19 protein-coding genes are annotated in these 19,907 nt (G+C 67.7%); 13 read left to right on the plus strand and 6 right to left on the minus strand.

Annotation, left to right across the window (positions count from 1 at the left end):
* Nucleotides 1-21: 21 nt before the first annotated feature.
* Complete coding sequence (locus V3B30_RS00580; protein ID WP_262082447.1) at nucleotides 22-894, minus strand: AraC family transcriptional regulator; 873 nt, start codon at nucleotides 892-894, stop codon at nucleotides 22-24.
* Between the two features lie 187 nt (nucleotides 895-1,081).
* Here V3B30_RS00580 and V3B30_RS00585 point away from each other — a divergent pair, with 187 nt between their 5' ends.
* A complete protein-coding gene (locus V3B30_RS00585; protein WP_262082448.1) occupies nucleotides 1,082-3,214 on the plus strand; it encodes a TonB-dependent receptor in 2,133 nt (710 codons plus the stop codon).
* Here V3B30_RS00585 and V3B30_RS00590 read toward each other — a convergent pair.
* The gene (locus V3B30_RS00590; protein WP_262082449.1) at nucleotides 3,202-3,720 is read right to left on the minus strand and encodes a MerC domain-containing protein; all 519 of its coding nucleotides are present in this window, start codon (nucleotides 3,718-3,720) and stop codon (nucleotides 3,202-3,204) included. The two genes, V3B30_RS00585 and V3B30_RS00590, sit on opposite strands and share 13 nt — an antisense overlap.
* A 32-nt stretch (nucleotides 3,721-3,752) precedes the next feature.
* On the opposite strand from V3B30_RS00590, the gene V3B30_RS00595 reads away from it, so the two are divergent.
* The 8 genes from V3B30_RS00595 (at nucleotide 3,753) to V3B30_RS00630 (ending at nucleotide 10,386) form a co-directional block, all read left to right on the plus strand.
* A complete protein-coding gene (locus tag V3B30_RS00595) occupies nucleotides 3,753-4,286 on the plus strand; it encodes a DUF2796 domain-containing protein (protein WP_262082450.1) in 534 nt (177 codons plus the stop codon).
* Nucleotides 4,283-4,978, plus strand: a complete 696-nt coding sequence (locus V3B30_RS00600; RefSeq protein ID WP_262082451.1) for an ATP-binding cassette domain-containing protein — start codon at nucleotides 4,283-4,285, stop codon at nucleotides 4,976-4,978. Before V3B30_RS00595 ends, V3B30_RS00600 begins: the two co-directional genes overlap by 4 nt.
* Complete coding sequence (locus V3B30_RS00605) at nucleotides 4,971-6,224, plus strand: ABC transporter permease (RefSeq protein ID WP_262082452.1); 1,254 nt, start codon at nucleotides 4,971-4,973, stop codon at nucleotides 6,222-6,224. The genes V3B30_RS00600 and V3B30_RS00605 overlap by 8 nt, the downstream gene beginning before the upstream one ends.
* A 2-nt stretch (nucleotides 6,225-6,226) precedes the next feature.
* Nucleotides 6,227-6,778 carry a DUF3299 domain-containing protein gene (locus V3B30_RS00610; protein WP_262082453.1) on the plus strand — a complete coding sequence of 184 codons (552 nt, stop codon included), beginning with the start codon at nucleotides 6,227-6,229 and terminating at the stop codon, nucleotides 6,776-6,778.
* Complete coding sequence (locus tag V3B30_RS00615; RefSeq protein ID WP_262082454.1) at nucleotides 6,768-7,394, plus strand: DUF3299 domain-containing protein; 627 nt, start codon at nucleotides 6,768-6,770, stop codon at nucleotides 7,392-7,394. The genes V3B30_RS00610 and V3B30_RS00615 overlap by 11 nt, the downstream gene beginning before the upstream one ends.
* Nucleotides 7,394-8,140 carry a hypothetical protein gene (locus V3B30_RS00620; protein WP_262082455.1) on the plus strand — a complete coding sequence of 249 codons (747 nt, stop codon included), beginning with the start codon at nucleotides 7,394-7,396 and terminating at the stop codon, nucleotides 8,138-8,140. Before V3B30_RS00615 ends, V3B30_RS00620 begins: the two co-directional genes overlap by 1 nt.
* Nucleotides 8,141-8,291: 151 nt before the next feature.
* Complete coding sequence (locus V3B30_RS00625; protein WP_262082456.1) at nucleotides 8,292-9,824, plus strand: MFS transporter; 1,533 nt, start codon at nucleotides 8,292-8,294, stop codon at nucleotides 9,822-9,824.
* Nucleotides 9,825-9,828: 4 nt separating this feature from the next.
* On the plus strand, nucleotides 9,829-10,386 hold the full coding sequence (locus tag V3B30_RS00630) for a TetR family transcriptional regulator (RefSeq protein ID WP_100472662.1): 558 nt from the start codon (nucleotides 9,829-9,831) through the stop codon (nucleotides 10,384-10,386).
* 102 nt (nucleotides 10,387-10,488) lie between these two features.
* Here the strand turns inward: V3B30_RS00630 and V3B30_RS00635 are convergent, their stop codons facing one another.
* Nucleotides 10,489-11,370, minus strand: coding sequence for an AraC family transcriptional regulator (locus V3B30_RS00635; RefSeq protein WP_262082457.1), 882 nt, complete (start codon nucleotides 11,368-11,370; stop codon nucleotides 10,489-10,491).
* Between the two features lie 106 nt (nucleotides 11,371-11,476).
* On the opposite strand from V3B30_RS00635, the gene V3B30_RS00640 reads away from it, so the two are divergent.
* Complete coding sequence (locus tag V3B30_RS00640) at nucleotides 11,477-12,013, plus strand: carboxymuconolactone decarboxylase family protein (RefSeq protein ID WP_262082458.1); 537 nt, start codon at nucleotides 11,477-11,479, stop codon at nucleotides 12,011-12,013.
* A gap of 38 nt (nucleotides 12,014-12,051) precedes the next feature.
* Here the strand turns inward: V3B30_RS00640 and fdhD are convergent, their stop codons facing one another.
* Nucleotides 12,052-12,900 carry a formate dehydrogenase accessory sulfurtransferase FdhD gene (gene fdhD / locus V3B30_RS00645; RefSeq protein WP_262082459.1) on the minus strand — a complete coding sequence of 283 codons (849 nt, stop codon included), beginning with the start codon at nucleotides 12,898-12,900 and terminating at the stop codon, nucleotides 12,052-12,054.
* 244 nt (nucleotides 12,901-13,144) lie between these two features.
* Here fdhD and V3B30_RS00650 point away from each other — a divergent pair, with 244 nt between their 5' ends.
* The 3 genes from V3B30_RS00650 (at nucleotide 13,145) to V3B30_RS00660 (ending at nucleotide 16,447) form a co-directional block, all read left to right on the plus strand.
* Nucleotides 13,145-15,430, plus strand: coding sequence for an FdhF/YdeP family oxidoreductase (locus V3B30_RS00650; protein WP_262082460.1), 2,286 nt, complete (start codon nucleotides 13,145-13,147; stop codon nucleotides 15,428-15,430).
* Nucleotides 15,423-15,791 carry a hypothetical protein gene (locus tag V3B30_RS00655; RefSeq protein ID WP_262082461.1) on the plus strand — a complete coding sequence of 123 codons (369 nt, stop codon included), beginning with the start codon at nucleotides 15,423-15,425 and terminating at the stop codon, nucleotides 15,789-15,791. The genes V3B30_RS00650 and V3B30_RS00655 overlap by 8 nt, the downstream gene beginning before the upstream one ends.
* A gap of 116 nt (nucleotides 15,792-15,907) precedes the next feature.
* Entirely contained in the window at nucleotides 15,908-16,447 is a 540-nt protein-coding gene (locus tag V3B30_RS00660; RefSeq protein ID WP_262082462.1) for a DUF411 domain-containing protein, read from the plus strand.
* Between the two features lie 50 nt (nucleotides 16,448-16,497).
* Here V3B30_RS00660 and blaL1 read toward each other — a convergent pair whose 3' ends face one another.
* Nucleotides 16,498-17,370 carry a L1 family subclass B3 metallo-beta-lactamase gene (gene blaL1, locus V3B30_RS00665; protein WP_262082463.1) on the minus strand — a complete coding sequence of 291 codons (873 nt, stop codon included), beginning with the start codon at nucleotides 17,368-17,370 and terminating at the stop codon, nucleotides 16,498-16,500.
* 95 nt (nucleotides 17,371-17,465) lie between these two features.
* A complete protein-coding gene (locus V3B30_RS00670; RefSeq protein WP_262082464.1) occupies nucleotides 17,466-19,892 on the minus strand; it encodes a TonB-dependent receptor in 2,427 nt (808 codons plus the stop codon).
* Between the last annotated feature and the right edge of the window lie 15 nt (nucleotides 19,893-19,907).

A 19,907-nucleotide genomic window follows, 5' to 3' on the forward strand; every position in this document is an offset into this window, starting at 1 on the left:
GCTGGACGGGCAGGGCCGGCGCTACCGCGGGCTGCGGTGCTGCGCGGCCCACGCGGACGGTGAGCAGCCGGCTACACGCCGGAAGGCCGCGCTGAACTTGCTGGGGTTGGCGTAGCCGCAGGCCAGTGCGACGTCGGTGACGCTGCGTCCCTGCGCGAGCTGCGCGCACGCCCACTGCATGCGGCGCCGGGTCAGGAACGCATAGGGTGGCAGCCCGGTGGTGGCACGCAGCGCACGGCTGAACGTCGATGGGTCCATCTGCAGCGCTGCCGCCAGCTGCGCAACCGCCAGCGGCTGGCCGTACTGCGCGTCGATGTACTCCTGCAGGTACTGGAGTTGCCGCACGGACAGCGCAGTGGCCCTCGGCGGCGTCGCGTGCCCGAGCCCGGCAAGCTGTCGCAGGCGGTGCAGCAGCACGCGTGCGCCGTGCTCGAGAAATCCGGGAAGGCAGGCATCGGCCTGCGCGCTGCACCACAACGCCTGCAGCACCGAGGTGACCACCGGGTCGCGCTGCAGGCGCACCGCCAGCGGTTGCAGGTCATGCAGCCGGTGCGCCTCCTGCTGCAGGAGGCCGGTGTCGATGGCCAGGCCCAGCACGTCCACTGCGGGGCTGGCATAGGTACCGATGTCACCGGGCAGGACCACATTGAACTGGCCAGGCTGCCAGACGCCCTGCAGCAGGCCGCTATGGCTGCGTTGCTGCAGACGCCCGCCGCCACCGATGGCCATGCCCAGGCGCAGCTGGTGGGGATGGCCCATGCAGCCTTCGCTTGGCCCGAAGCGATGACGCAGCAACACCACCGCACCATCGTCGCTGGCCACCATCGCGGGCGGTTGCGGTCCGGTTTCCTGCAGCAGCTGGTCGGCGAGGGCTCGCATCAGGAAAGCACGCATCACGGATCCGGAAATGGAGCAGTGCTGCCAGGAATGGAGTGGCGGCACTGCGTGAATGTTACAGGATAACACTCTTGTCCCGCGCTGCCGCCGCCTGCGCGCCTGCCATTTCACCATTGAGGTTCATCCGTTGAAGCCGTCCACGCCTGTCGCCGCGCTTGTCGCGGCATCCCTGATCATCCCTGCCATGCCCGCTCTCGCCCAGCAGGCTGACCCGGCCACGCTCGACGGCGTCCGGGTCACCGGTTCCAAGCGCGATACCCCGTACCTGAAGAGCGATCTGTCGGTGACGGTGCTCGACCGGCAAGCGCTGAAAGAGGCCGGCGTCACCGAATTCCGTGACCTGGACAAGCTTGCGCCCAACGTGAAGTTCAATGCGATGGGGCAGCTCAGCAACATGTTCATCTCGATCCGCGGCATCGAGTCCAATCCCTTCCTGGTCAACCGCGCCTCGGTCTACATCGATGGCATCCCGTTCCGGGAGTTGAGCAACGCCGTGCTCAACCAGGTCGAGTCGGTGGAAGTGCTGCGCGGGCCGCAGGGCACGCTGTACGGTGCCAACAGCGAGTCGGGGCTGGTGCTGGTGCGCACACGCGGCCCGGCCGATGCGCGCGAGGGCGAGCTCAATGTGCGCAGCACCTGGTTTGGCAACGGTAATGGCACCGCTCTTGATGGTTTCCTGGCAGGTCCGCTGGACACGGCGGGCAGCCTGTCCGGCTCGGTGGCGTTCATGGGCTCGGACGAAGATGCATACCTGAAGAACCTCACGCCCTCCGGTGCACGCGGCAGGGTGGGCGAAGGCTATCTGCAGGGCAAGCTGCGCTGGCGGCCAAGCGACTATGTCTCGGTGAACGCGCTCGCCTACCACCTGCGCACACGCGCGCCCGGCATGTTCGAGTATGAATACCTGCCGCTGGATACCAGCCTCTACAACCGCACCTACGGTACCTCGCTCAATGGCGGCCGTCGTGCCGGTGACTTCACCTACATCAATGACGCACCGAAGCGCACCGAAAAGGATGAGTCGGTTGCGGGCCTGAGCGCGCAGTGGCAGTTGCAGGCCGGCACGCTGGACGTGGCCGCCTCCTGGCGCGGCGAGGAAGTGACCTCCGCCGGCTATGACTTCGACATGACCCAAAGCCCGGCCCTGGCAGGCCGCATCTACGACAGGAAGAAGGAATGGACGGCCGAGGCGCGCTTCAGTTCGCCCAGTGACCAGGCCCTGGCCTGGATGGCCGGTGTGTCCACCTATCGCAACAGCAAGGATTCGATCCTGGGGACGTTCGTCGGCCCTGCGCTGCATGGGCTGGACAGCTACAACCTGGCACCGCGGCAGACCTCCAAGGGCGAGGACTACAGCGTGTTCGCCACCGCCAGCTACACCTTCCCCGCGCTGCCCAGGCTGACCGCCAGCGCCGGCCTGCGCCATGAGCAGGCGCGGCGTTCCACCGAGCAGCGTGCCGGTGCGCTGGACCTGGGCGCCGGTGGCCGCGTGCTGTACCGCGACGCCGCGCTGGCGCATACCTTCACGGCGACGCTGCCGCGGGTGTCGCTGCGCTACGACGCCACCGACGACCTGTCCTTCTATGCCGCTTCAGCCAAGGGCTACATCCCGGGCGGCTTCAATCTGGCCGCAGCGCAGAGCGATGTGGTCAACGACAAGGTGCTGCGCTACGAATCCGAACGTATGTGGAGCCACGAGCTTGGCTTCAAGATGAATCTGGGCGGCGGCCGTGGTCATATCGGTGGGGCGGTGTTCCACATCACCTCGGACAACTGGCAGGAGATCCAGGTGGCCACCGATGGCAACGGTCGCCCGATTTCGTCGGACTACGTGGGATCGGACGCCTCGATCCGGTCACGGGGTGCAGAACTGGAGGGTGTGTTCGAAGTAGTGCCTGGCTTCACGCTGATGGCGAATGTGGGCTACGTCGATGCGAAGTACACCAAGCTGTGGGTCAGCGTGGACCAGAATCTGGATGGCAAGCGGGTCAAGCTGACCCCGCATTACACCGGCTACCTGGCCGCACGCTACCAGTTCGAGTCTGGACTTTACGCACGGCTGGAATCGCAGTTCACCGGCTCCAGCGCACTGGATGAACGCAACCGTGCCTTCCAGCCGGCCGTCGCCGTGCTGGGTGCGCAGCTGGGTTATGAGGCCGGGCCGTGGAGCGCGCGGGTGTTCGTGCAGAACCTCACCAACAGGCGTCGCATCAATGGCCTGATCTTCGACAACCTGGCATTCGGCCGCGACGGCAACTACTACGGCCCGGTCGACAGCCCGCGGATCCTCGGGGCGGAAGTGGGCTATCGCTTCTGACCAACGCCGTGCCGGCCACTGGCCGGCATCGTGGGGCGCCGGCGCAATGCGCGCCGGTTGCAGATGTGCGCACAGGCCAGCAGCACGCCACCACTGGCCGTCGCTGCACCGTGCCAGAGCAGCGATTCATTCAGCGGCAGGTAGAGCGAGGCGGACAACAGCAGGATCGCGCCGGCGCAGGCCAACTGCACGGGCCGCCAGCGCCCATGCCGGTGCACCCCGGCCGAGGTACTCGCCAATGCCAGCGACGAGGCCAGCAGCGCGAACAGCCATTCCCAGCGCGACAACATCAACAGCAACGTCATCGCGCCATGGCCGGGGTGCTGGAACGAGCGCAGCGCCATCATCGCTGCCGGCACGAACGCCAGCAGCAGGGGCAGGGCGATGCAATGGGCGGCGCAGGCCAGGGACAACCAGGCACCGGCAAGATCGAAACGGGGGTGCCAGCGTGCCGAAGTTGGCGGCTGGGCCGGGGCCCTTGCGGGCGTCGTGGGGATGTGGTCCATAATGTTACATAGTAACAATTGGAGACTCCCCCATGAAGCGTCCTGCTGCTCTTTTCCTGCTGCTGGCTGCCAGCACCGCACAGGCCCATGACATGCGCCAGCACGCACCGCACGTTCATGGCCAGGCGACCGTGGACGTTGCACTGGACCAGCAAACGCTGGAATTCGCCCTTCAAGCCCCCGGCATCGGCATCCTTGATTACGAGCGACCGCCGGCCAATGCAGCCGAGCAGGCCGCGCTGGCACGGGCGACCTCGTTGCTGAAGGGCGGCAGCTGGGTCACCTTGCCCACCGCTGCAGGGTGCCGTCTGGCCACCGGTAAAGCCGATGCAGAGGGCTTCGACGCGACGGCCGCCGCGCCGCCGCCGGGACAGCACCGGCACGCAGGTTTCAGCGCAACGCTGCAGTACTACTGCGCGAAACCGGCTGAGCTGCGCGCCATCGTCGTGCGCCTGCCCATACTGTTCCCGGGCCTGCACGAAGTCATCGTCAACAGTGCAACCGCCAATGGCCAGGATCGCAGCGTGCTCACGCCCAACAACCTGCGCGTGGTGCTGGCACCGTGAGCGCGGCACCGGTGATCTCGCTGGAAGACGTGCAGTTCGGATACGGCATGCAGCTGGTGCTGGATATCCCGCGGTTGTGGGTCGAGCAGGGCAGCAGCGTGTTGCTGCGCGGAATCAGCGGCGGTGGCAAAAGTACGCTGCTGGGCCTGTTGGCCGGTGTGCTGCTGCCCGGCAAGGGCCGTGTCGAGGTCGCCGGCCACGCGCTGCAGGCAATGCGCGGGGCCGCACGGGATCGATTCCGTGCCGACCACCTCGGCGTGATCTTCCAGCAGTTCAATCTGCTGCCGTTCCTCAGCGTGCGCGACAACATCGCGCTGGGCCTGCGCTTTTCGCGCCTGCGCAGCGCGCGCATCAGTGGGCCGCTGGATGCCGAGATCGCCCGCCTGCTGCAGGCCCTGCAGCTCAATCCCGAGCTGATGTCGCGGCGCGCGGGTACGCTCAGTGTTGGCCAGCAACAACGCGTGGCGGCAGCACGCGCCCTGATCGGCCGTCCGGCGTTGCTGCTGGCCGATGAGCCCACCTCGGCGCTCGACCGCGAAGCAGCGACCGCCTTCCTCAAGCTGATGTCCGCGCAGTGCGAGGCGGCCGGCACCGCGGTACTGGTGGTCAGCCATGACGACAGCCTGCAGCCACTGTTCGATCGCACCATTTCACTGTCCGAGATCAACCAGGCAGGTGCCGGCCATGCTTGAGCTTGCCTGGGCCAGCCTGCGCAGCCGCGCGTTGAGCGTCAGCCTCACCGTACTGGTGATTACCCTCAGCGTGGTCCTGCTGCTGGGTGTTGAACGCGTGCGCACGCAGGCGCACGAGGGGTTCGCCAGCACCGTATCGGGTACCGACCTGATCGTCGGTGCGCGTTCGGGGCCGGTAAACCTGCTGCTGTACTCGGTGTTCCATATCGGCGACCCGACCAACAACGTGTCCTGGCAGTCCTACCAGGCGCTGTCCGCTTTGCCGCAGGTGAAGTGGGCGGTGCCGTTGTCGCTGGGCGATTCCTGGCGCGGCTACCGGGTAGTGGGTACCACTGGCGGCTACTTCGAACACTATCGCTATGGTTCCGGCCACGAGCTGGCCTTTGCACAGGGGCGGCCGTTCGACGATCTGTACGACGTGGTGATCGGCGCAGAGGTGGCACGTGCGCAGAAGGTTGCCCTCGGTGACGAGATCGTGCTGGCGCACGGCACCGGCGCGGTCACGCTCGCCACGCATGCCGACAAGCCGTTCCGCGTTGCGGGCATCCTGCAGCGCACCGGCACGCCGGTGGATTCGTCGCTGCTGGTCTCACTGCCGGCCATCGAGGCGATCCATGTCGACTGGCGATCGGGCGTGCAGCTGCGCAGGCAGAGCGTCAGTGCCGAGCAGGCGCGCCACCTCGATCTGACCCCGACCAGCATCACCGCGTTCATGCTCGGTCTGAACTCGCGCATCGCCACCTTCTCGGTGCAACGCAGGATCAACGAATATCCCGAGGAGGCGATGCTGTCGATCCTGCCCGGCGTGACCCTGCAGCAGCTGTGGCAGTCACTGGGCACGGCCGAGCGGGCACTGCAGCTGATCAGCGCGATGGTGGTGCTGCTGGGCATGGTTTCGCTGGTGGCGCTGCTGGTCTCGACGTTGCAGGAGCGGCGGCGCGAGATGGCAATCCTGCGTGCGACCGGCGCGCGGCCGGGGTACATCGCCGGCCTGCTGGTGGTGGAAGCGGTGGCGACCAGTGCCGTGGCCTGCCTGCTGGCACTGGCGCTGCTGGTGGCCGCCAGCGTGGCCGGGCGTGGCTGGGTGCTGGCGACCTTCGGTCTGTCGATCACCCATGTGTGGCCGGATGGCCGCGAACTGGCGTGGGTGGCGGGCGTGCTGGCGATCAGCGCGGCGGCCGGGCTGGTGCCGGCGTTGCTTGCTTACCGGCGCACCTTGGCCGATGGCCTTTCACCGGGAGGCTGAGCATGCGCTGGCTGCCGATGTTGCCGATGCTTATGGTCCTGGCCGCCTGCGAGCGGCCGGTGGATACCGGCGTACAGGCCCTGCCGCCATCGCCGGTGGTTGAACGCGATAGCCCTGCAGGCGCGACAGAGCAGGAGTTGGATTGGCTGCAGATGATGCCGAAGGACGAGCTGGCCGCGCTGGAGCGGGGTGAGGGCCCGGAGGTCGAGCACAATGGCAACCGGCGCATGCCGCAGTTCGGCACCTTCCGCACGGTGGACACGGTACTGCAGCGGCCGGTGCGCCTGCCGGGCTACGTGGTACCACTGGCCAACGCGCAGGACGGGCGCCTGACCGAGTTCCTGTTCGTGCCGTACTACGGCGCCTGCATCCACGTGCCACCACCTCCACCGAACCAGATCGTGCACGTGGTGCTGCCGCGCCCGATCGCGATGCCGGACATGTACTCGCCGTTCTTCCTGGCCGGCACCCTGCGCGCCGAACGGCTGGATGACGACCTGGCCGGTTCGGCCTACACCATGCGCGATGCTCAGCTGAGGCCGTATGAACCGTAATGTCCTGATGGGAGTGGCGTGCTGCCTGGGCTTGCTGGGGTGCACGCAGGCAGGCGGGGACGCCACGACCGTCGCCGCTGCACCGGCCCCCGCGCCGGCACAGCCGGCGGCGGCTGAAGCACCCATCGACCGTTGGGATGCGCTGCGGCCCGATGAAGTGACCTATCAGCGCCCGCCACCGCAGATCGGCCTCTTACGCAACGGCATGGACGGGGTGGGCGGGCTGATCGACGACACCGGCTCGGGCACGCCACCGGGGCAGGAGATCGACCACTCCAGCCCGGACCGCGCCAAGCAGTTCGGCTCTTCGCGCGTGGTCGACGCTGTCGACGGTCGCGCAGTGGATCTGGATGGTTACGTGGTGCCGCTGGGCACCAACGATGCCGGCCTGGTCGATGAGCTGCTGTTCGTGCCGTTCTACGGCGCGTGCATCCATGTGCCGCCGCCACCACCGAACCAGATCATCCATGTGACCCTGGCCACGCCGATCGCACTGGGCGACCTCTGGGATCCGTACCGGCTTGCCGGCCGCCTGCAGGTGAAGCGCTTCGATGCGGATATCGCCAGCGCATCCTACGATGCCGCAGCGGCGACGCTGACGGCGATCCACAACTGATGCGTGCGCGCTGGATCATCGTTGCAGCAGCCTTGCTGTTGCCTGTAGCGCTGCTGGTGTGGTGGCAGCGGCAAGCGGCACCCATCGCGCCACCCGCCATCGCATTTCCGGCACCTGCGGCCGATGCCCGCCAGCGCATCGAACAGCGCCTGGCCGATGACCATCCCTTCCGCAACGACGTGCTGTTCCTGCTGGCGGCGACCCTGCGCGACCGCTGCCAGCCGGCGCAGGCAGGGCTGCTGGCGCGCATGGCCAATCGTGCATCGCTGCCGGTGCTGGCGGCGGTCAGCGCGGTGACCCAGCAGGATCCATCACTGGACCGGCCGATCTACCAGTACATCCAGCATCGCGCCGATGCCACGCGCTGCGGCCAGCCGCTGCAGATGCCGTTGGCCGGTGGGCGCAGCATGCAGGTGGACATCGAGCAGTACGCGCGCACCTTCCCGGACAGTTACTTCGACCCGCAGCGCAGCAGCGAGCCGCGGGACTTCGGCGGCCTGTCGCTGCAGCAGCGTGCCAGCAACGCCTGCAACAGCGTGGTGTATTCGGTGCTGCCGTTGGGCAGCACCGACTGGCGTTGCAGCAGCCTGCGCGCGAACGCGCGCTCGCGGGTGCGCCGATTGTGCGAGGACGAACTGCGGCGCCAGCATGGGGGAACGGGCGGGGAACTGGACATGGCCGTGGGGCAGGGCATGCAGAGTGCGGTGGTGTCGGCGATTGCCGCGCTGCCGGAAGACTGCCGGTGATGATCCCCTGATGCCGGCCACGACCCGGCGTGAGGGGCACGGCAACATGAACATTGCCCGGGCCCCAATCTGAACGGGTGGTGCTGTCCCCATAACTATACAGGACATCCTGTATAGTTATGGCCGTACTTCATCCCCACCAGGTTCCCCCATGGCTTTGTCCCAGCCGTTGGCCGGTGCTCCGGCCCTGTCGCGTGCCCGTCGCTGGGCGCTGTTGTTCACCGTCGCCGCCGGCCTGCTGCTGGTCACGCTCGACAACTCCGTGCTCTACACCGCACTGCCCACCCTGACCGAGGAACTCTCGGCCAGTGCCGGGCAGGCGCTGTGGATCATCAACGCCTATCCGCTGGTGATGGCCGGCCTGCTGCTCGGTGCCGGCACGCTCGGCGACCGCATCGGCCACCGCCGCATGTTCCTGATCGGACTGGTGGTGTTCGGTATCGCCTCGCTGGCAGCGGCGTTCGCCGGTACAGCGGCGCAGCTGATCGCCGCACGTGCGTTCCTGGCAGTCGGCGCGGCGGCGATGATGCCGGCGACGCTGGCGTTGATCGGCCTGAGCTTCCACGAAGAGCGCGAGCGCAACATCGCCATTGCGATCTGGGGTTCGGTGGCCATCGTCGGTGCGGCACTGGGCCCGATCATCGGCGGCTGGCTGCTGCAGCACTTCTGGTGGGGCTCGGTGTTCCTGGTCAACGTGCCGGTGGTGGTGGTGGCCTTCGTCGCCACGCTGCTGCTGGCCCCGGAGGGCCAGCGCGACACCTCGCGCCCCTGGGACATGGTGTCCTCGCTGCTGGCACTGGCCGCACTGTCCGGCCTGGTGCTGGCAATCAAGTCGTTGATCGCCACGCCGCCGTCGTATGCACTGGGCGCGGGCGCGCTGCTGTTGGCGGTCATTGCGGGTGTGGCGTTCGCACGCCGCCAGCGACAGCTGCCGTACCCGCTGCTGGACTTTGCGATCTTCCGCAATCCGGCGTTCCTGGCCGGCACGCTGTCGGCGGTGTTCACCCTGTTCGCCATGGCCGGCCTGCAGCTGGTCACCACCCAGCGCTTCCAGCTGGTGGCGGGCTTTACCCCGCTGCAGGCGGGCCTGCTGGTGTCGGTGGCGGCGCTGGGCAGCCTGCCCAGTGCGCTGCTGGGCGGCAGCATCCTGCACCGGGTCGGCCTGCGCCCGCTGATCTGCGGCGGCCTGGCCGCAGGTGCGCTGGGTGTCGGCGTGGTGGCATTCGGTTTCCCGCACGGCCTGGGTTGGGTGGTCGCCGGCATGGCCATCACCGGGTTCGGCATGGGCTCGGCCATCTCGGTGGCGTCCACCGCCATCCTCAACAACGTACCGGCGCACCGTGCGGGCATGGCCTCGTCGGTGGAAGAGGTGTCGTACGAATTCGGTGGCCTGCTGGCGGTGGCGATGCTGGGCAGCTTGAGCGCGGCGATGTATGGCGCCTTCCTGCCGGTCTCGGCCGACATGCCCGAGCGTGCCCGCGAAGGCTTCACCCAGGCGCTGCACGTGGCACGCGAAAGCGGGCAGGGCGAGTGGTTCGCCCTGGCCACGGCCGCGTATGACCGCGGCTACCAGATCGTGCTGCTGGTGATCACGGTGATGCTGGTGGTCGGCGCGACGATCATCGCGCGCCTGCTGCGTGGCCGCGTCGGCAGCCGCGAGGGCGCGGCCGATCGCGTAAAATGACGCCATGAGAACCAGCAAGCGCGACCGGATCCTCGACGCCGCCGTCAACGTGATCAATCGTGACGGCGTGCGCGCGGTGACCTTCGAGTCGGTGGCGGCCGAGGCCAAGCTGACCCGCGGCGGCCTGCTGTACCACTTCCCGTCGCGCGAGGCGCTGCTGCGCGGTATCGACGAGCACCTGGTGCAGGCCTGGGAGGCGTCGATGGAATCGCTGCTGGGCAAGCGGGCGGAGGAAGCCTCGGCACTGGAGCGCTACCAGACCTTCGTGCGCGTATCCGCGCAGAGCGCCACGCGCGCCGAACTGATGTTCATGCTGGAATCGGCAGACCCGGATGCCGACGAGCGCCCGTGGGGTCCGGCAGTGCGACGCTGGGCACCCTTGCCGCCGTCGGCCGGGCAGGATGACCCGGCCGCGCTCGACAATTTCGTGGCGCGGCTGGCCGCCGATGGCCTGTGGATCTACGAGGCGATGTACGAAGGGCAGCTGGATGAAAGCGTGCGCGGCCAGGTGGCCGAACGGATCGCCGGGCTGCTGGCGAAGCCCGATGGGGCATCCAGCTGAGCCGTCGACCGACGCACGGATATCGCTCTTGGTAGAGCCGACCGCGGGTCGGCTGCTAACGAAAATCCCACGCATCGCGCGCGAGTCGACCCGCGGTCGACTCTACCCGGCCTGCGCTGCGGTCGCTGCCAGCCACGCTCGCGGCGAGGCACCCAACCGCTTGCGGAACGCCTTCGACAACGATGCGGTATCGGCAAACCCGACCTCGATCGCCACCTGCTTGACCGCCACCCCAGCCCGCAGCTGCGCGCAGGCCAGGCTCAACCGCCAATCCAGCAGATAGCTGGCCGGCGTGGCCTGCATCACCTCCTTGAACACCGCCGCGAACGCGCTGCGCGACATGCCGGCAGTCGCGGCCATGCGCGGCAGCGTCCATTCGTCCTGTGGCGCCTGGTGCATCGCCACCAGTGTGCGTGCCAGCCGTACATCCGACAGCCCCCGCATCAACCCATGGCTGACGCCCGCCGCATCCGGGTGGTCCACCACCCAGCGCAGGATCTGGATCAGCGCGACCTCGAACAGGCGATTGGTCAGCAGCCGTGAACCACAGCGCTGGCGATCAGCCTCGGCGAACAGCAGGTGCAGGGTGTCATCCAGTTCGCCGATCGCGGCCAGTGGCACCACCATCACCGGCGGCAGCGACTGCACGATCGGATTACGCGCGCCGCCATCGAAATCCAGCGTGGCGCAGGTGAAATCCGGGCCTTCCAGCGGTGCATTGAAGAACACATGGTGCAGCGGTTGCGGATACAGCAGCAGGCTGGGTGTGTCGATGTTCAACCGGGGCAGCGCGATATCGCCGTCGGGATGACGGACCTCCATTTCACCCTGGCGCAGGATGTGCAGGAAGGCACGACCGGGCTGCGGCTCGAAGACATGGCGCCCGCACAGCGGACCGCTGTGGAACAGCGCGGCCTGCACCCGGAAGCGCTCCAGCAGGGAGGAGAGACGGTCGGGTGGGGAGGTGTCGGTGGGCGTGCTCATGGATGAATGGACAACATGTGTGGCTAATTGCGCCTGAAGCGTCCAGCGAGTCTACCTAGGATGAGCGGGTCGTCCAATCCCGGGCGCTTTCCCAAGGAGATCCACCATGTCCCGTGTCCCCCTGATCGATGCCGCCAACACCACCGCCGACCGCCAGGCCCTGCTGGGTCAGGTCCACGCTGCCTTCGGCGCCACCCCGGCCATGTTCCGCGCCGTGGCCAACTCGCCAGCCGCCCTGCAGAGCATGTGGGGTTCGTTCGGCGCGCTGGGCGGCGGTCGCCTGTCGCCGCTGCTGGGCGAGCAGATCGCCGTGGCCATTGCCAACCGCAATGCCTGCGAGTATTGCCTGGCCGCACACACCGCGCTGGGCCGCAAGGCGGGTGCCAGCAGCGAGCAGATGGCCGCTGCACAGATCGGTCAGTCCAGTGACCCGGCTACCGCCGCTGCCCTGAGCTTCGCGCTGAAGGTAGTCGAGCAGCGTGCACAGATCACCGACGGCGATGTGCAGGCGCTGCGCGCAGCCGGCTTCGACCATGAGCAGATCGTGGAGATCCTCGCCCATGTGGCGCTCAACCTGTTCACCAACTACGTCAACGTCGCGTTCGACGTGCCGGTGGATTTCCCGAAGGTAGCGCTGCGCTGAGGTGCATCAGGCCGGGGGCGCGTTGCTCCCGGCCGTTCTCAGCTGTCGTGGCTGTCGTCCGGCCGAAGCCGTTCGGGATGGGTATACACATTGAACCCGCTTTCGCGCGCGAACCCGACCAGGCACAGGCCTGCACTGCGGGCCAGGTCGATCGCCAGCGCGGTCGGTGCCGAGACAGCAGCCAGCACGCTGGCGCCGGCGCGCACCGCCTTGCTGACCATTTCGTAGCTGGCGCGGCTGGAAATCACCAGCAGGCCGCCTTCAATGGCATGTTCGTTGTGGTGCAGCGCGCCGATCAGCTTGTCCAGCGCATTGTGGCGACCGACGTCCTCGCGCACCCAGCCGATCCGCCCGCTGGCATCGGCCCAGGCCGCGGCGTGGGTGGAGCCGCTCACCGCATTCATCGGCTGGTGCTGCGCCAAGGTGGCCAACGACCGTTGCAGGGCGGCGGGCGGGTAACTGCGTCGCTCGCGGATCTGCGGCAATGGGCGCAGTACTTCTTCCAGCTGGCGCGTGCCACACAGGCCACAGCCACCACGGCCAGGCAGCAGGCGCCCATTGGCCGGGTCCAGGTCGGCGCCGGGCGCCTCGTCGGCCACGGTCATCTGTAGTTCGATGCCTTCCAGCTGCGGACGGATGTCGATCGACAGCAGCTGCGAGGGAGTGTCGATCAGCCCTTCGCTGAGTGAAAAACCGAGTGCGAAATCTCCCAGGTCACACGGGGTGGCCATCATCACCGCGAAGGCAGCGCCGTTGTAACGCAGCGCCACCGGCACTTCTTCGGCCACCACGTCGACCTGCGGCTGGTGCCCCTCGCTGCGCCAGCGCAGCAACGGGCGCTGGGCCGTGCCGGCAGGCGGGGTGTGCGGTGGGGTCGAATCAGGCATGCAGCGCGTCCGGGCAAGGGAAATACGCAGGTGGTGGACCACCCGCGGCCTCGAGAATAGCGCAGTGGCCACGCGCTGACGCAGGTGTAACCGTTGTCATGGCAGGCTGCGTTGAAAACGGCGTGGACGCACTGGCGAAGCCACACAGGCCGTGCTTGACTGTGGGGCTGGCCGCGCGATCGAAAGCGCCGCCGGACTGCGTTGTTGCGATCGTTGCTGCGTTCCTCCCGCCAGGTTCCCGAACATGCCCGAGCAGAAACCGCCGCGTTACAAGCCCTACAACCAGCCGGCCGGTGGCTGGGGTGCCGCCGGCGCCACCGCCAAGGTGCTGCTGCAGCAGAGCGTGATCGGCAAGGGGTCGAAGGCGTTGCTGGCAATGAACCAGCCCGGCGGCTTCAAGTGCCCCAGCTGCGCGTTCCCCGATGCTGACGAACGAAGGAAGCTGGAGTTCTGCGAGAACGGCGCAAAGGCACTGGCCTGGGAAGCCACCCAGTTCCGTGCCGGCCGCGAGCTGTTTGCCCGGCACACGGTCACCGAACTGATGGCGCAGACCGACTACTGGCTGGAGATGCAGGGCCGGCTGACCGAGCCGATGCGCTACGACGCGGCGACCGACCATTACGTGCCGTGCAGCTGGGACGATGCCTTCGCGCTGATCGGCCGCCACCTGCAGGCGCTGGACACCCCACACCAGGCAGAGTTCTACACCTCCGGTCGCACGCCCAACGAAGCCGCGTTCCTGTACTCGATCTTCGTGCGCGAGTTCGGCACCAACAACTTCCCGGACTGCTCGAACATGTGCCACGAACCGACCAGCCGTGGCCTGCCGCCGGCCATCGGGGTGGGCAAGGGCACCATCGTGCTGCAGGATTTCGAGCATGCCGAGGCGATCTTCGTGATCGGCCAGAACACCGGCACCAATTCGCCGCGGATGATGAGCAACCTGGTTGAAGCGCGCAAACGTGGTATTCCGATCGTGGCGGTGAACCCGATGCCCGAGCGCGCATTGATCCGCTTCGCCGAGCCGCAGGACGTGGTACAGATGGCCACGTTCGGTTCGACCGAGATCACCAGCGAGTTCGTGCACATCCGTATCGGCGGCGACCTGGCCCTGATCAAGGGCATGATGAAGGTGATGTTCGAGCGCGAAGCGCAGGGCGAGCGCGTGCTCGACCACGACTTCCTGGCCGAACACACCGTGGGCCTGGAGGCGCTGCGCGAGGACGTGCTGGCGCAGGACTGGGGCCAGATCGTGCAGGTGTCCGGCATTTCGCAGGCGCAGATCCGTCGGTGTGCGGAGATCTACATCCGTTCCAAGGCCACCGTGATCTGCTACGGCATGGGCCTGACCCAGCACCAGTACGGCTCGCGCCTGCTGCAGCAGGTGGCCAACCTGCTGATGCTGCGCGGCAATTTTGGCAAGCCCGGCGCCGGCATCGGGCCGATCCGCGGGCATTCCAATGTGCAGGGCGACCGCACCGTCGGCATCGACGAGAAGCCCAAACCGGCCTACCTGGACCGCGTGCAGCAGGTGTTCGGCTTCGATCCGCCGCGCGAGCACGGCCATCACGTGGTCGAGTCGATCGAGGCGATGCTGGATGGCAGCGCCAAAGTGTTCATCGGCCTGGGCGGCAACTTCATCCACGCCGTGCCCGATACGCCGCGCGCGTACGAGGCCATGCGTAGCCTGGAGCTGACCGTCGGCATCGCCACCAAGCTCAATCGGGGTCACCTGGTGCATGGCCGCGATGCCTTGATCCTGCCGGTGGTGGCGCGCTCGGAGCGCATCGTCACGCCGGCCGGCGAGCAATTCGTCACCATCGAAGACGCGATGTCGAACGTCACCGCATCGCGCGGTGTGCTGGAACCGGTCAGTGCCGAGGTATTGCCCGAGGTCGAGATCGTCTGCCGCATGGCGATGGCCACGTTGCCGCACAGCAGGGTCGACTGGGCAGGCTGCATGCATGACTACACCCCCATCCGCGAGCTGATCGCCGCCGTGTACCCGGAGATCTACACCGGCTTCAACGAGCGCATCCAGCAGCCGCACGGCTTCCATCTGGACATTCCGCCGCGCCGCCGGGTGTGGCCCACGCCCAACGGCAAGGCCAACATCCTGGTGATGCCCGGCCTGGACGTGGATGATCCGGTGCACGACCCGGACATGCTGCGGCTGGCCACGGTGCGTTCGCACGACCAGTACAACACCACCATCTACAGCTACAACGACCGCTATCGTGGCGTGTACAACGATCGCATGGTGCTGTTCATGAACATCGAGGACCGGCTGGCGCGCGGGCTGGAGAAGGAAGCGCGGGTCAGCCTGGAGACCATCAGTGACGATGGCGTGCAGCGGCGCATCGAGGGCCTGACCGTGCTGGATTACCCGATGCCGCGCGGTGCGCTGGCCGGCTACTACCCCGAACTGAACCCGTTGCTGCCACTGGACTACTACGACCGGATCAGTGGCACGCCGGCAGCCAAGTCGATTCCGGTGCGGATGCGGGCGATGGCAGCCGCGATTGCGTGACGCGCGCATCGGCTATCATCGCCGGGTGAACCTGCCTGGCCTGCTGCTGCGATGGATGCTGCTCGTTGCCCTGGTGCTGAACGCACCGGCGCTGGCGCTTGCCTCATCGCCGTACACCATGGCGGCCGATGCGGATCACTGCGCCGCACCGCATTCCGCTGCCATGCCCGGATGCTGCGACGAGGCAACATCAACGGTCTGCCAGAGTGGTGAGTGCGAATGCCCGCCGGCCTGTCTCGGCATGCCGGCTGCCCTGAGTGGAACCCCTGCGTCGCCCTGGCGTGAGGCACCTCTGGCGGCCAGCGCCCAGCAACGCGCATCGCCGCCAATGCCGTACCCGTTGCGGCCGCCCATCGGTTGATTCCCTGCAGGCCTCAAGCGCCTGCCGTAGTTGCTTGTCTTACCCATGACCCTGCCTGCGCCTTCGATACGCGGGCGGCGGGCCGCATGGCCCGCATCTGCAAAGGAATCAACACCATGAACCGTTCTCTCTCCCTCGGCCTGCTGCTGGGCAGCGTGCTGGCCACGGCCGCCTGCGCACGTGCTGCCGAAGAATCCGCTGCCGCACCGGTCGCCAGCGAGGCACCGGCGGCGCCCATCAAGGCCAGCCCGGCCAGACTGGACCCGGCACTGCCCATCGCCATCGTGCACAAGACCGCCAGCTGTGGCTGCTGCGGCATATGGGTCGATCATCTGAAGGCCGAAGGCTTCCAGGTGGACGTGCGCGATACCGATGACATGAACCCGGTCAAGGTTCGTCTGGGTGTGCCGGTCGGCAAGGGCTCCTGCCATACCGCCGAGATTGGCGGCTACGTGGTCGAAGGTCACATTCCGGCCGGAGACATCAAGCGCCTGCTGGCCGAACGCCCGGCCGCGCGCGGGCTGGTGCTGCCCGGCATGCCGGCCGGCTCGCCGGGCATGGAAATGCCGGACGGCTACGTGCAGCCGTACACCGTCGAACTGGTGCGCAACGATGGCACCACCGAACCGTTCGCCCAGCACGGGCAGGGCGGCTGACAGGCAGGGGGTGCCGGCCATGTTGGCCGGCACCCTTCGGCGCTACAAAATCAAAGGGCGCCGGCTGTTTCCTTGGCCAACTGCGCGTCGAACTTCTGTTCTGCCGAATCAGCGTAGGCCTTGCAGGTCAGTGCCTTGGCGCCGGCCGTGGCACCCGCGGCATAGTCCCAGTGGCTGGCGCCCGGGTGCGGGGTCAGCAACACGTCGCACGGCAACGCCCGCACCGTCGCGAAGCTGCGTTTGTAATCCTCTACCAGGCGCGGATAGCGCACATTGCCCTGCAACTGGTAGCCCGGGGCACTCAGGCTGTCGGCGTAGACGATGCGCACCGGCTTGCCGTCGCGGGTATCGGTCCAGGTCCAGGCGGTGCTGCCCGGCGTATGCCCCGGCATGAAGTGCGCGGTGAACGCGATGCCGCCCACCGTGACCACTTCGCCATCCATGATGATGCGGTCGACGCTGGCCGGCGGATAGGTGATGTCATCACCGAAGTGCAGGTCGTCGCTGCCACCGCGCGCGAGCAGCACTGCGGATTCAGCGTTGGTCGCCACTTTCGCACCGGTACGGCGCTTCAGCTCCGCCACAGGCCCGGCATGGTCGGCGTGTGCGTGGCTGAGCAGGATCAGCCGCAGCTCCTCCGGTGCCACGCCGCGCACCTTCATGTTGCTGATGAGGTGGCTGGCCATCTGCGGCATGCCGCCGTCGAGCAGTACCGCGCCGTCGGCGGTCTGTACCAGCAGCGCGGTCAGGTCCTGCGTGCCGATCTGCCAGGTGTGGTCGGCGATCTGCAGCGGCGCCATCGGCTGCAGCCAGGACGCATCGACGGTGTACGCCTGCAACTGCGGCAGTGGTGCCTCGGCGGCGCGGGCGTGCGCGGCCGGAAGCGCAGCGGCGAGGGCGAAGGCGAGCAGGGAACAGCGCATGATCCACATCCGTTTGAAGGAGGCCCAGAAACTAGCATGGGCCTCCTCCATCACGGTGCGCATAGATTTCATGGCTCCCATAAGGGGGCCATGGCTCAGTACCGGTACTGCCACCCCAGCGTCAGCACCCGGCCGCGTCCGGAGAAGTAGCTCGGGTTCGACGGCGTCGTCTGCGAGTAGTAGCTGATGTACTGCGTGTTGGCCAGGTTCTGCACGCCCAGCGTGAACGCGTGCTTGTCCAGCGCATAGCGCGCGACCAGATCCACGGTGGTGTAGCCCTTGAACTCGGCCACGCGCGCCCCCTGCAGGTCGAAGTCGCGGTCGAAGGCGTGGCTGGCCTGCAGGCGGGTGCTCAGCTGCGGCGTCCAGTTCTGTTCCCAGAACGCGGTCAGCCGGTTCGGCGCGATGTTGACGCCGGCCAGGTCGCTGTCCAGCCGGCCATCAATATTGGCATCGTAGCGGCCGTTGGCGCGCGCATAGCCCAGGCCAAGGCGGCTGTCACCCAAGCGCAGGCGCAGGTTGGTTTCGAAGCCTTCCACGCGGGTGGCCTGGCGCTGCACGTTGTAAGCGTCGATGCCCGCGTCGTAGACCAGCACCGAGCCGAGCTTCGATTCGGACGTGTAGTAGGCGATATCGCCGCTGAAGCGCCCATCGTCATACTCCAGGCCGATCTCTCGGTTGTCCGACACCACCGGCGACAGGTCCACCAGGCTGTCCACGCGTTGCCCGTCACGGTTGATCGCGCGCAGCACGCGGCCGACATCGGCCACGGTGTAGCCCTCCGAGTACGAGGCATAGGCGTTGAGGCGATCGTTGATGTACCAGACCGCACCGAAGTTGGGCAGGGTCTCGCTCATGGTCGGCTTGCCGCCGGCCACCTTGCGCGCGCCATAACGGGGCAGGGTGGTGTAGTCGCCCACCTCCAGCTCGCCCTTCTCGTAGCGCAGGCCGCCGGACAGCATCAGGTGGTCGGTCGGCCACCAGTGCAGCTGCAGCAGCGGCGACAGGCTCTGGTAGGTGGTCAACGGCACCCAGTTCATGCCGCTGGCCAGCAGGACCTGGTGGGTGCGGTCACGCAGGCCGTCCAGGCCCAGGGTCACGTCCAGCGTGGTATTGGCGATGCGGCTCCAGCTCTGGGTGAGCTTGAAGCCGCGCTTGTCCGATTCATTCTGGGTCTGGTCCCACGCAGCATTGGCGCCGGTGTTGCCCCACGGGTCCCATTGGCTAGCGCCATAGCGGCCTTCGAAGTCCACCGCGAACGCCTGCGCCTGGAAGCGGCCACCCAGCAGGTCGGCGGCGCTGTAGTCCAGCGTCAACGAACGCGAGCGGTTCATCGGCGGGTCCAGCGGCGTGTCACCGGGCACCGAAAGGGTCGGGCGGCCGCTGCGGTAATCGCCGTTCACCGCCAGGTAGTTGTCCAGCCCGCGCAGTTCGTAGCGGTTGGCCATCAGCTGCAGGCGCTGGCCCTCGGCAATGTTCCAGCCGAGCTTGGCGAACACGTTCGACGACGTCGAATCCATCAGTTCGCCCTGCGCGTTGGTACCGATCGAGCGCCCTTCGCCGTCATGGAACAGGCCCTGGCGCTCGTAGGCCAGGCCGGCCACCAGGTCGAACTGCTCGCCGCGCATGCCCACCAGCGCCGACGCGCGCTGGCCGCTGTCGTCGTGGCGGCGAGGCAGGGCGGCGCTGTAGCTGAGGTTGCTGTCGAACAGGAACGCCCCGGGTTCGCTGGGCGCGCTGCGGGTGATGATGTTGACGATGCCGCCGGTCCCGCCGATGCCCTGCAGGGCGTTGGCACCGTGGATGACTTCGATGCGTTCGATCATCGCCGCATCGATGGTGTGCGAATCACGCGAGCCATCGCGCAATGGCGTCGACTGCGGCACGCCGTCGACCATGTACAGGATGCCGCGGCCACGCATGGTTTCGCCGTAGTTGGACATCTTCTCGCGGGCGGGCGCAAAGGCCGGAATCTGTGACGACAGCACGCGCGAGACATCCGAGCGCAGCGCCAGCTGCTGCGCGATGTCCTCGCGGGTCAGCACGGTGATGGTGTTGGGCATGGCGGTCTCGCCCTGCGGCATGCGTGCGGTGGATGCCGATACCGTGATGCGGGCCAGTGAGGTAGCCGCGGCCTGCGGCGCGGGGCGCGCCGGCGGGGTGGCCTTGGCCGGTGCCGGTGCAGTGGCCGCCGGGCTCAGCACGAAGACGCCCGGCGAGCGTTCCTGCAGTGCCAGGCCCTGGCCGGCCAGCAGGCGCTGCAGCGCCTCGCGCGGGGTGTAACGGCCGTTCAGCGCCGGTGCGTTGCGCCCGCCTACGCTTTCCGCGGCGAACAGCAGCTGGATGCCACTCTGCCGGGCCAGCGCGGTGAGCGAGGCCTGCAGGGAGCCAGCGGGCAGGTGCAATTCCACCGCGGCCGGCGCGGACGTCTGGGCGGCAGCGGGCAGTGCCGCGCACAGGCAGGCGGCAAGCAGGGTGGGGGCCAACCGGCGCAGCGCGGCAGGCGGAACAGGGCGGGTCATGCGGAGGTCCTTCGG

Source organism: Stenotrophomonas sp. SMYL41 (genome assembly GCF_036319965.1).
In the GTDB taxonomy this organism is placed as follows: Bacteria; Pseudomonadota; Gammaproteobacteria; order Xanthomonadales; family Xanthomonadaceae; genus Stenotrophomonas; species Stenotrophomonas maltophilia_R.

Bases quoted from the DNA above. Each gene is read 5' to 3' on its own strand.
- V3B30_RS00610 (WP_262082453.1), top strand. From the start codon at position 6,227: ATGCGCTGGCTGCCGATGTTGCCGATGCTTATGGTCCTGGCCGCCTGC.
- blaL1 (WP_262082463.1), bottom strand. From the start codon at position 17,370: ATGCGCTGTTCCCTGCTCGCCTTCGCCCTCGCCGCTGCGCTTCCGGCC.
- V3B30_RS00615 (WP_262082454.1), top strand. From the start codon at position 6,768: ATGAACCGTAATGTCCTGATGGGAGTGGCGTGCTGCCTGGGCTTGCTG.
- V3B30_RS00670 (WP_262082464.1), bottom strand. From the start codon at position 19,892: ATGACCCGCCCTGTTCCGCCTGCCGCGCTGCGCCGGTTGGCCCCCACC.
- V3B30_RS00605 (WP_262082452.1), top strand. From the start codon at position 4,971: ATGCTTGAGCTTGCCTGGGCCAGCCTGCGCAGCCGCGCGTTGAGCGTC.
- V3B30_RS00640 (WP_262082458.1), top strand. From the start codon at position 11,477: ATGTCCCGTGTCCCCCTGATCGATGCCGCCAACACCACCGCCGACCGC.
- V3B30_RS00630 (WP_100472662.1), top strand. From the start codon at position 9,829: ATGAGAACCAGCAAGCGCGACCGGATCCTCGACGCCGCCGTCAACGTG.
- V3B30_RS00580 (WP_262082447.1), bottom strand. From the start codon at position 894: ATGCGTGCTTTCCTGATGCGAGCCCTCGCCGACCAGCTGCTGCAGGAA.
- V3B30_RS00620 (WP_262082455.1), top strand. From the start codon at position 7,394: ATGCGTGCGCGCTGGATCATCGTTGCAGCAGCCTTGCTGTTGCCTGTA.
- V3B30_RS00660 (WP_262082462.1), top strand. From the start codon at position 15,908: ATGAACCGTTCTCTCTCCCTCGGCCTGCTGCTGGGCAGCGTGCTGGCC.
- V3B30_RS00625 (WP_262082456.1), top strand. From the start codon at position 8,292: ATGGCTTTGTCCCAGCCGTTGGCCGGTGCTCCGGCCCTGTCGCGTGCC.
- V3B30_RS00635 (WP_262082457.1), bottom strand. From the start codon at position 11,370: ATGAGCACGCCCACCGACACCTCCCCACCCGACCGTCTCTCCTCCCTG.
- fdhD (WP_262082459.1), bottom strand. From the start codon at position 12,900: ATGCCTGATTCGACCCCACCGCACACCCCGCCTGCCGGCACGGCCCAG.
- V3B30_RS00650 (WP_262082460.1), top strand. From the start codon at position 13,145: ATGCCCGAGCAGAAACCGCCGCGTTACAAGCCCTACAACCAGCCGGCC.
- V3B30_RS00590 (WP_262082449.1), bottom strand. From the start codon at position 3,720: ATGGACCACATCCCCACGACGCCCGCAAGGGCCCCGGCCCAGCCGCCA.
- V3B30_RS00595 (WP_262082450.1), top strand. From the start codon at position 3,753: ATGAAGCGTCCTGCTGCTCTTTTCCTGCTGCTGGCTGCCAGCACCGCA.
- V3B30_RS00585 (WP_262082448.1), top strand. From the start codon at position 1,082: ATGCCCGCTCTCGCCCAGCAGGCTGACCCGGCCACGCTCGACGGCGTC.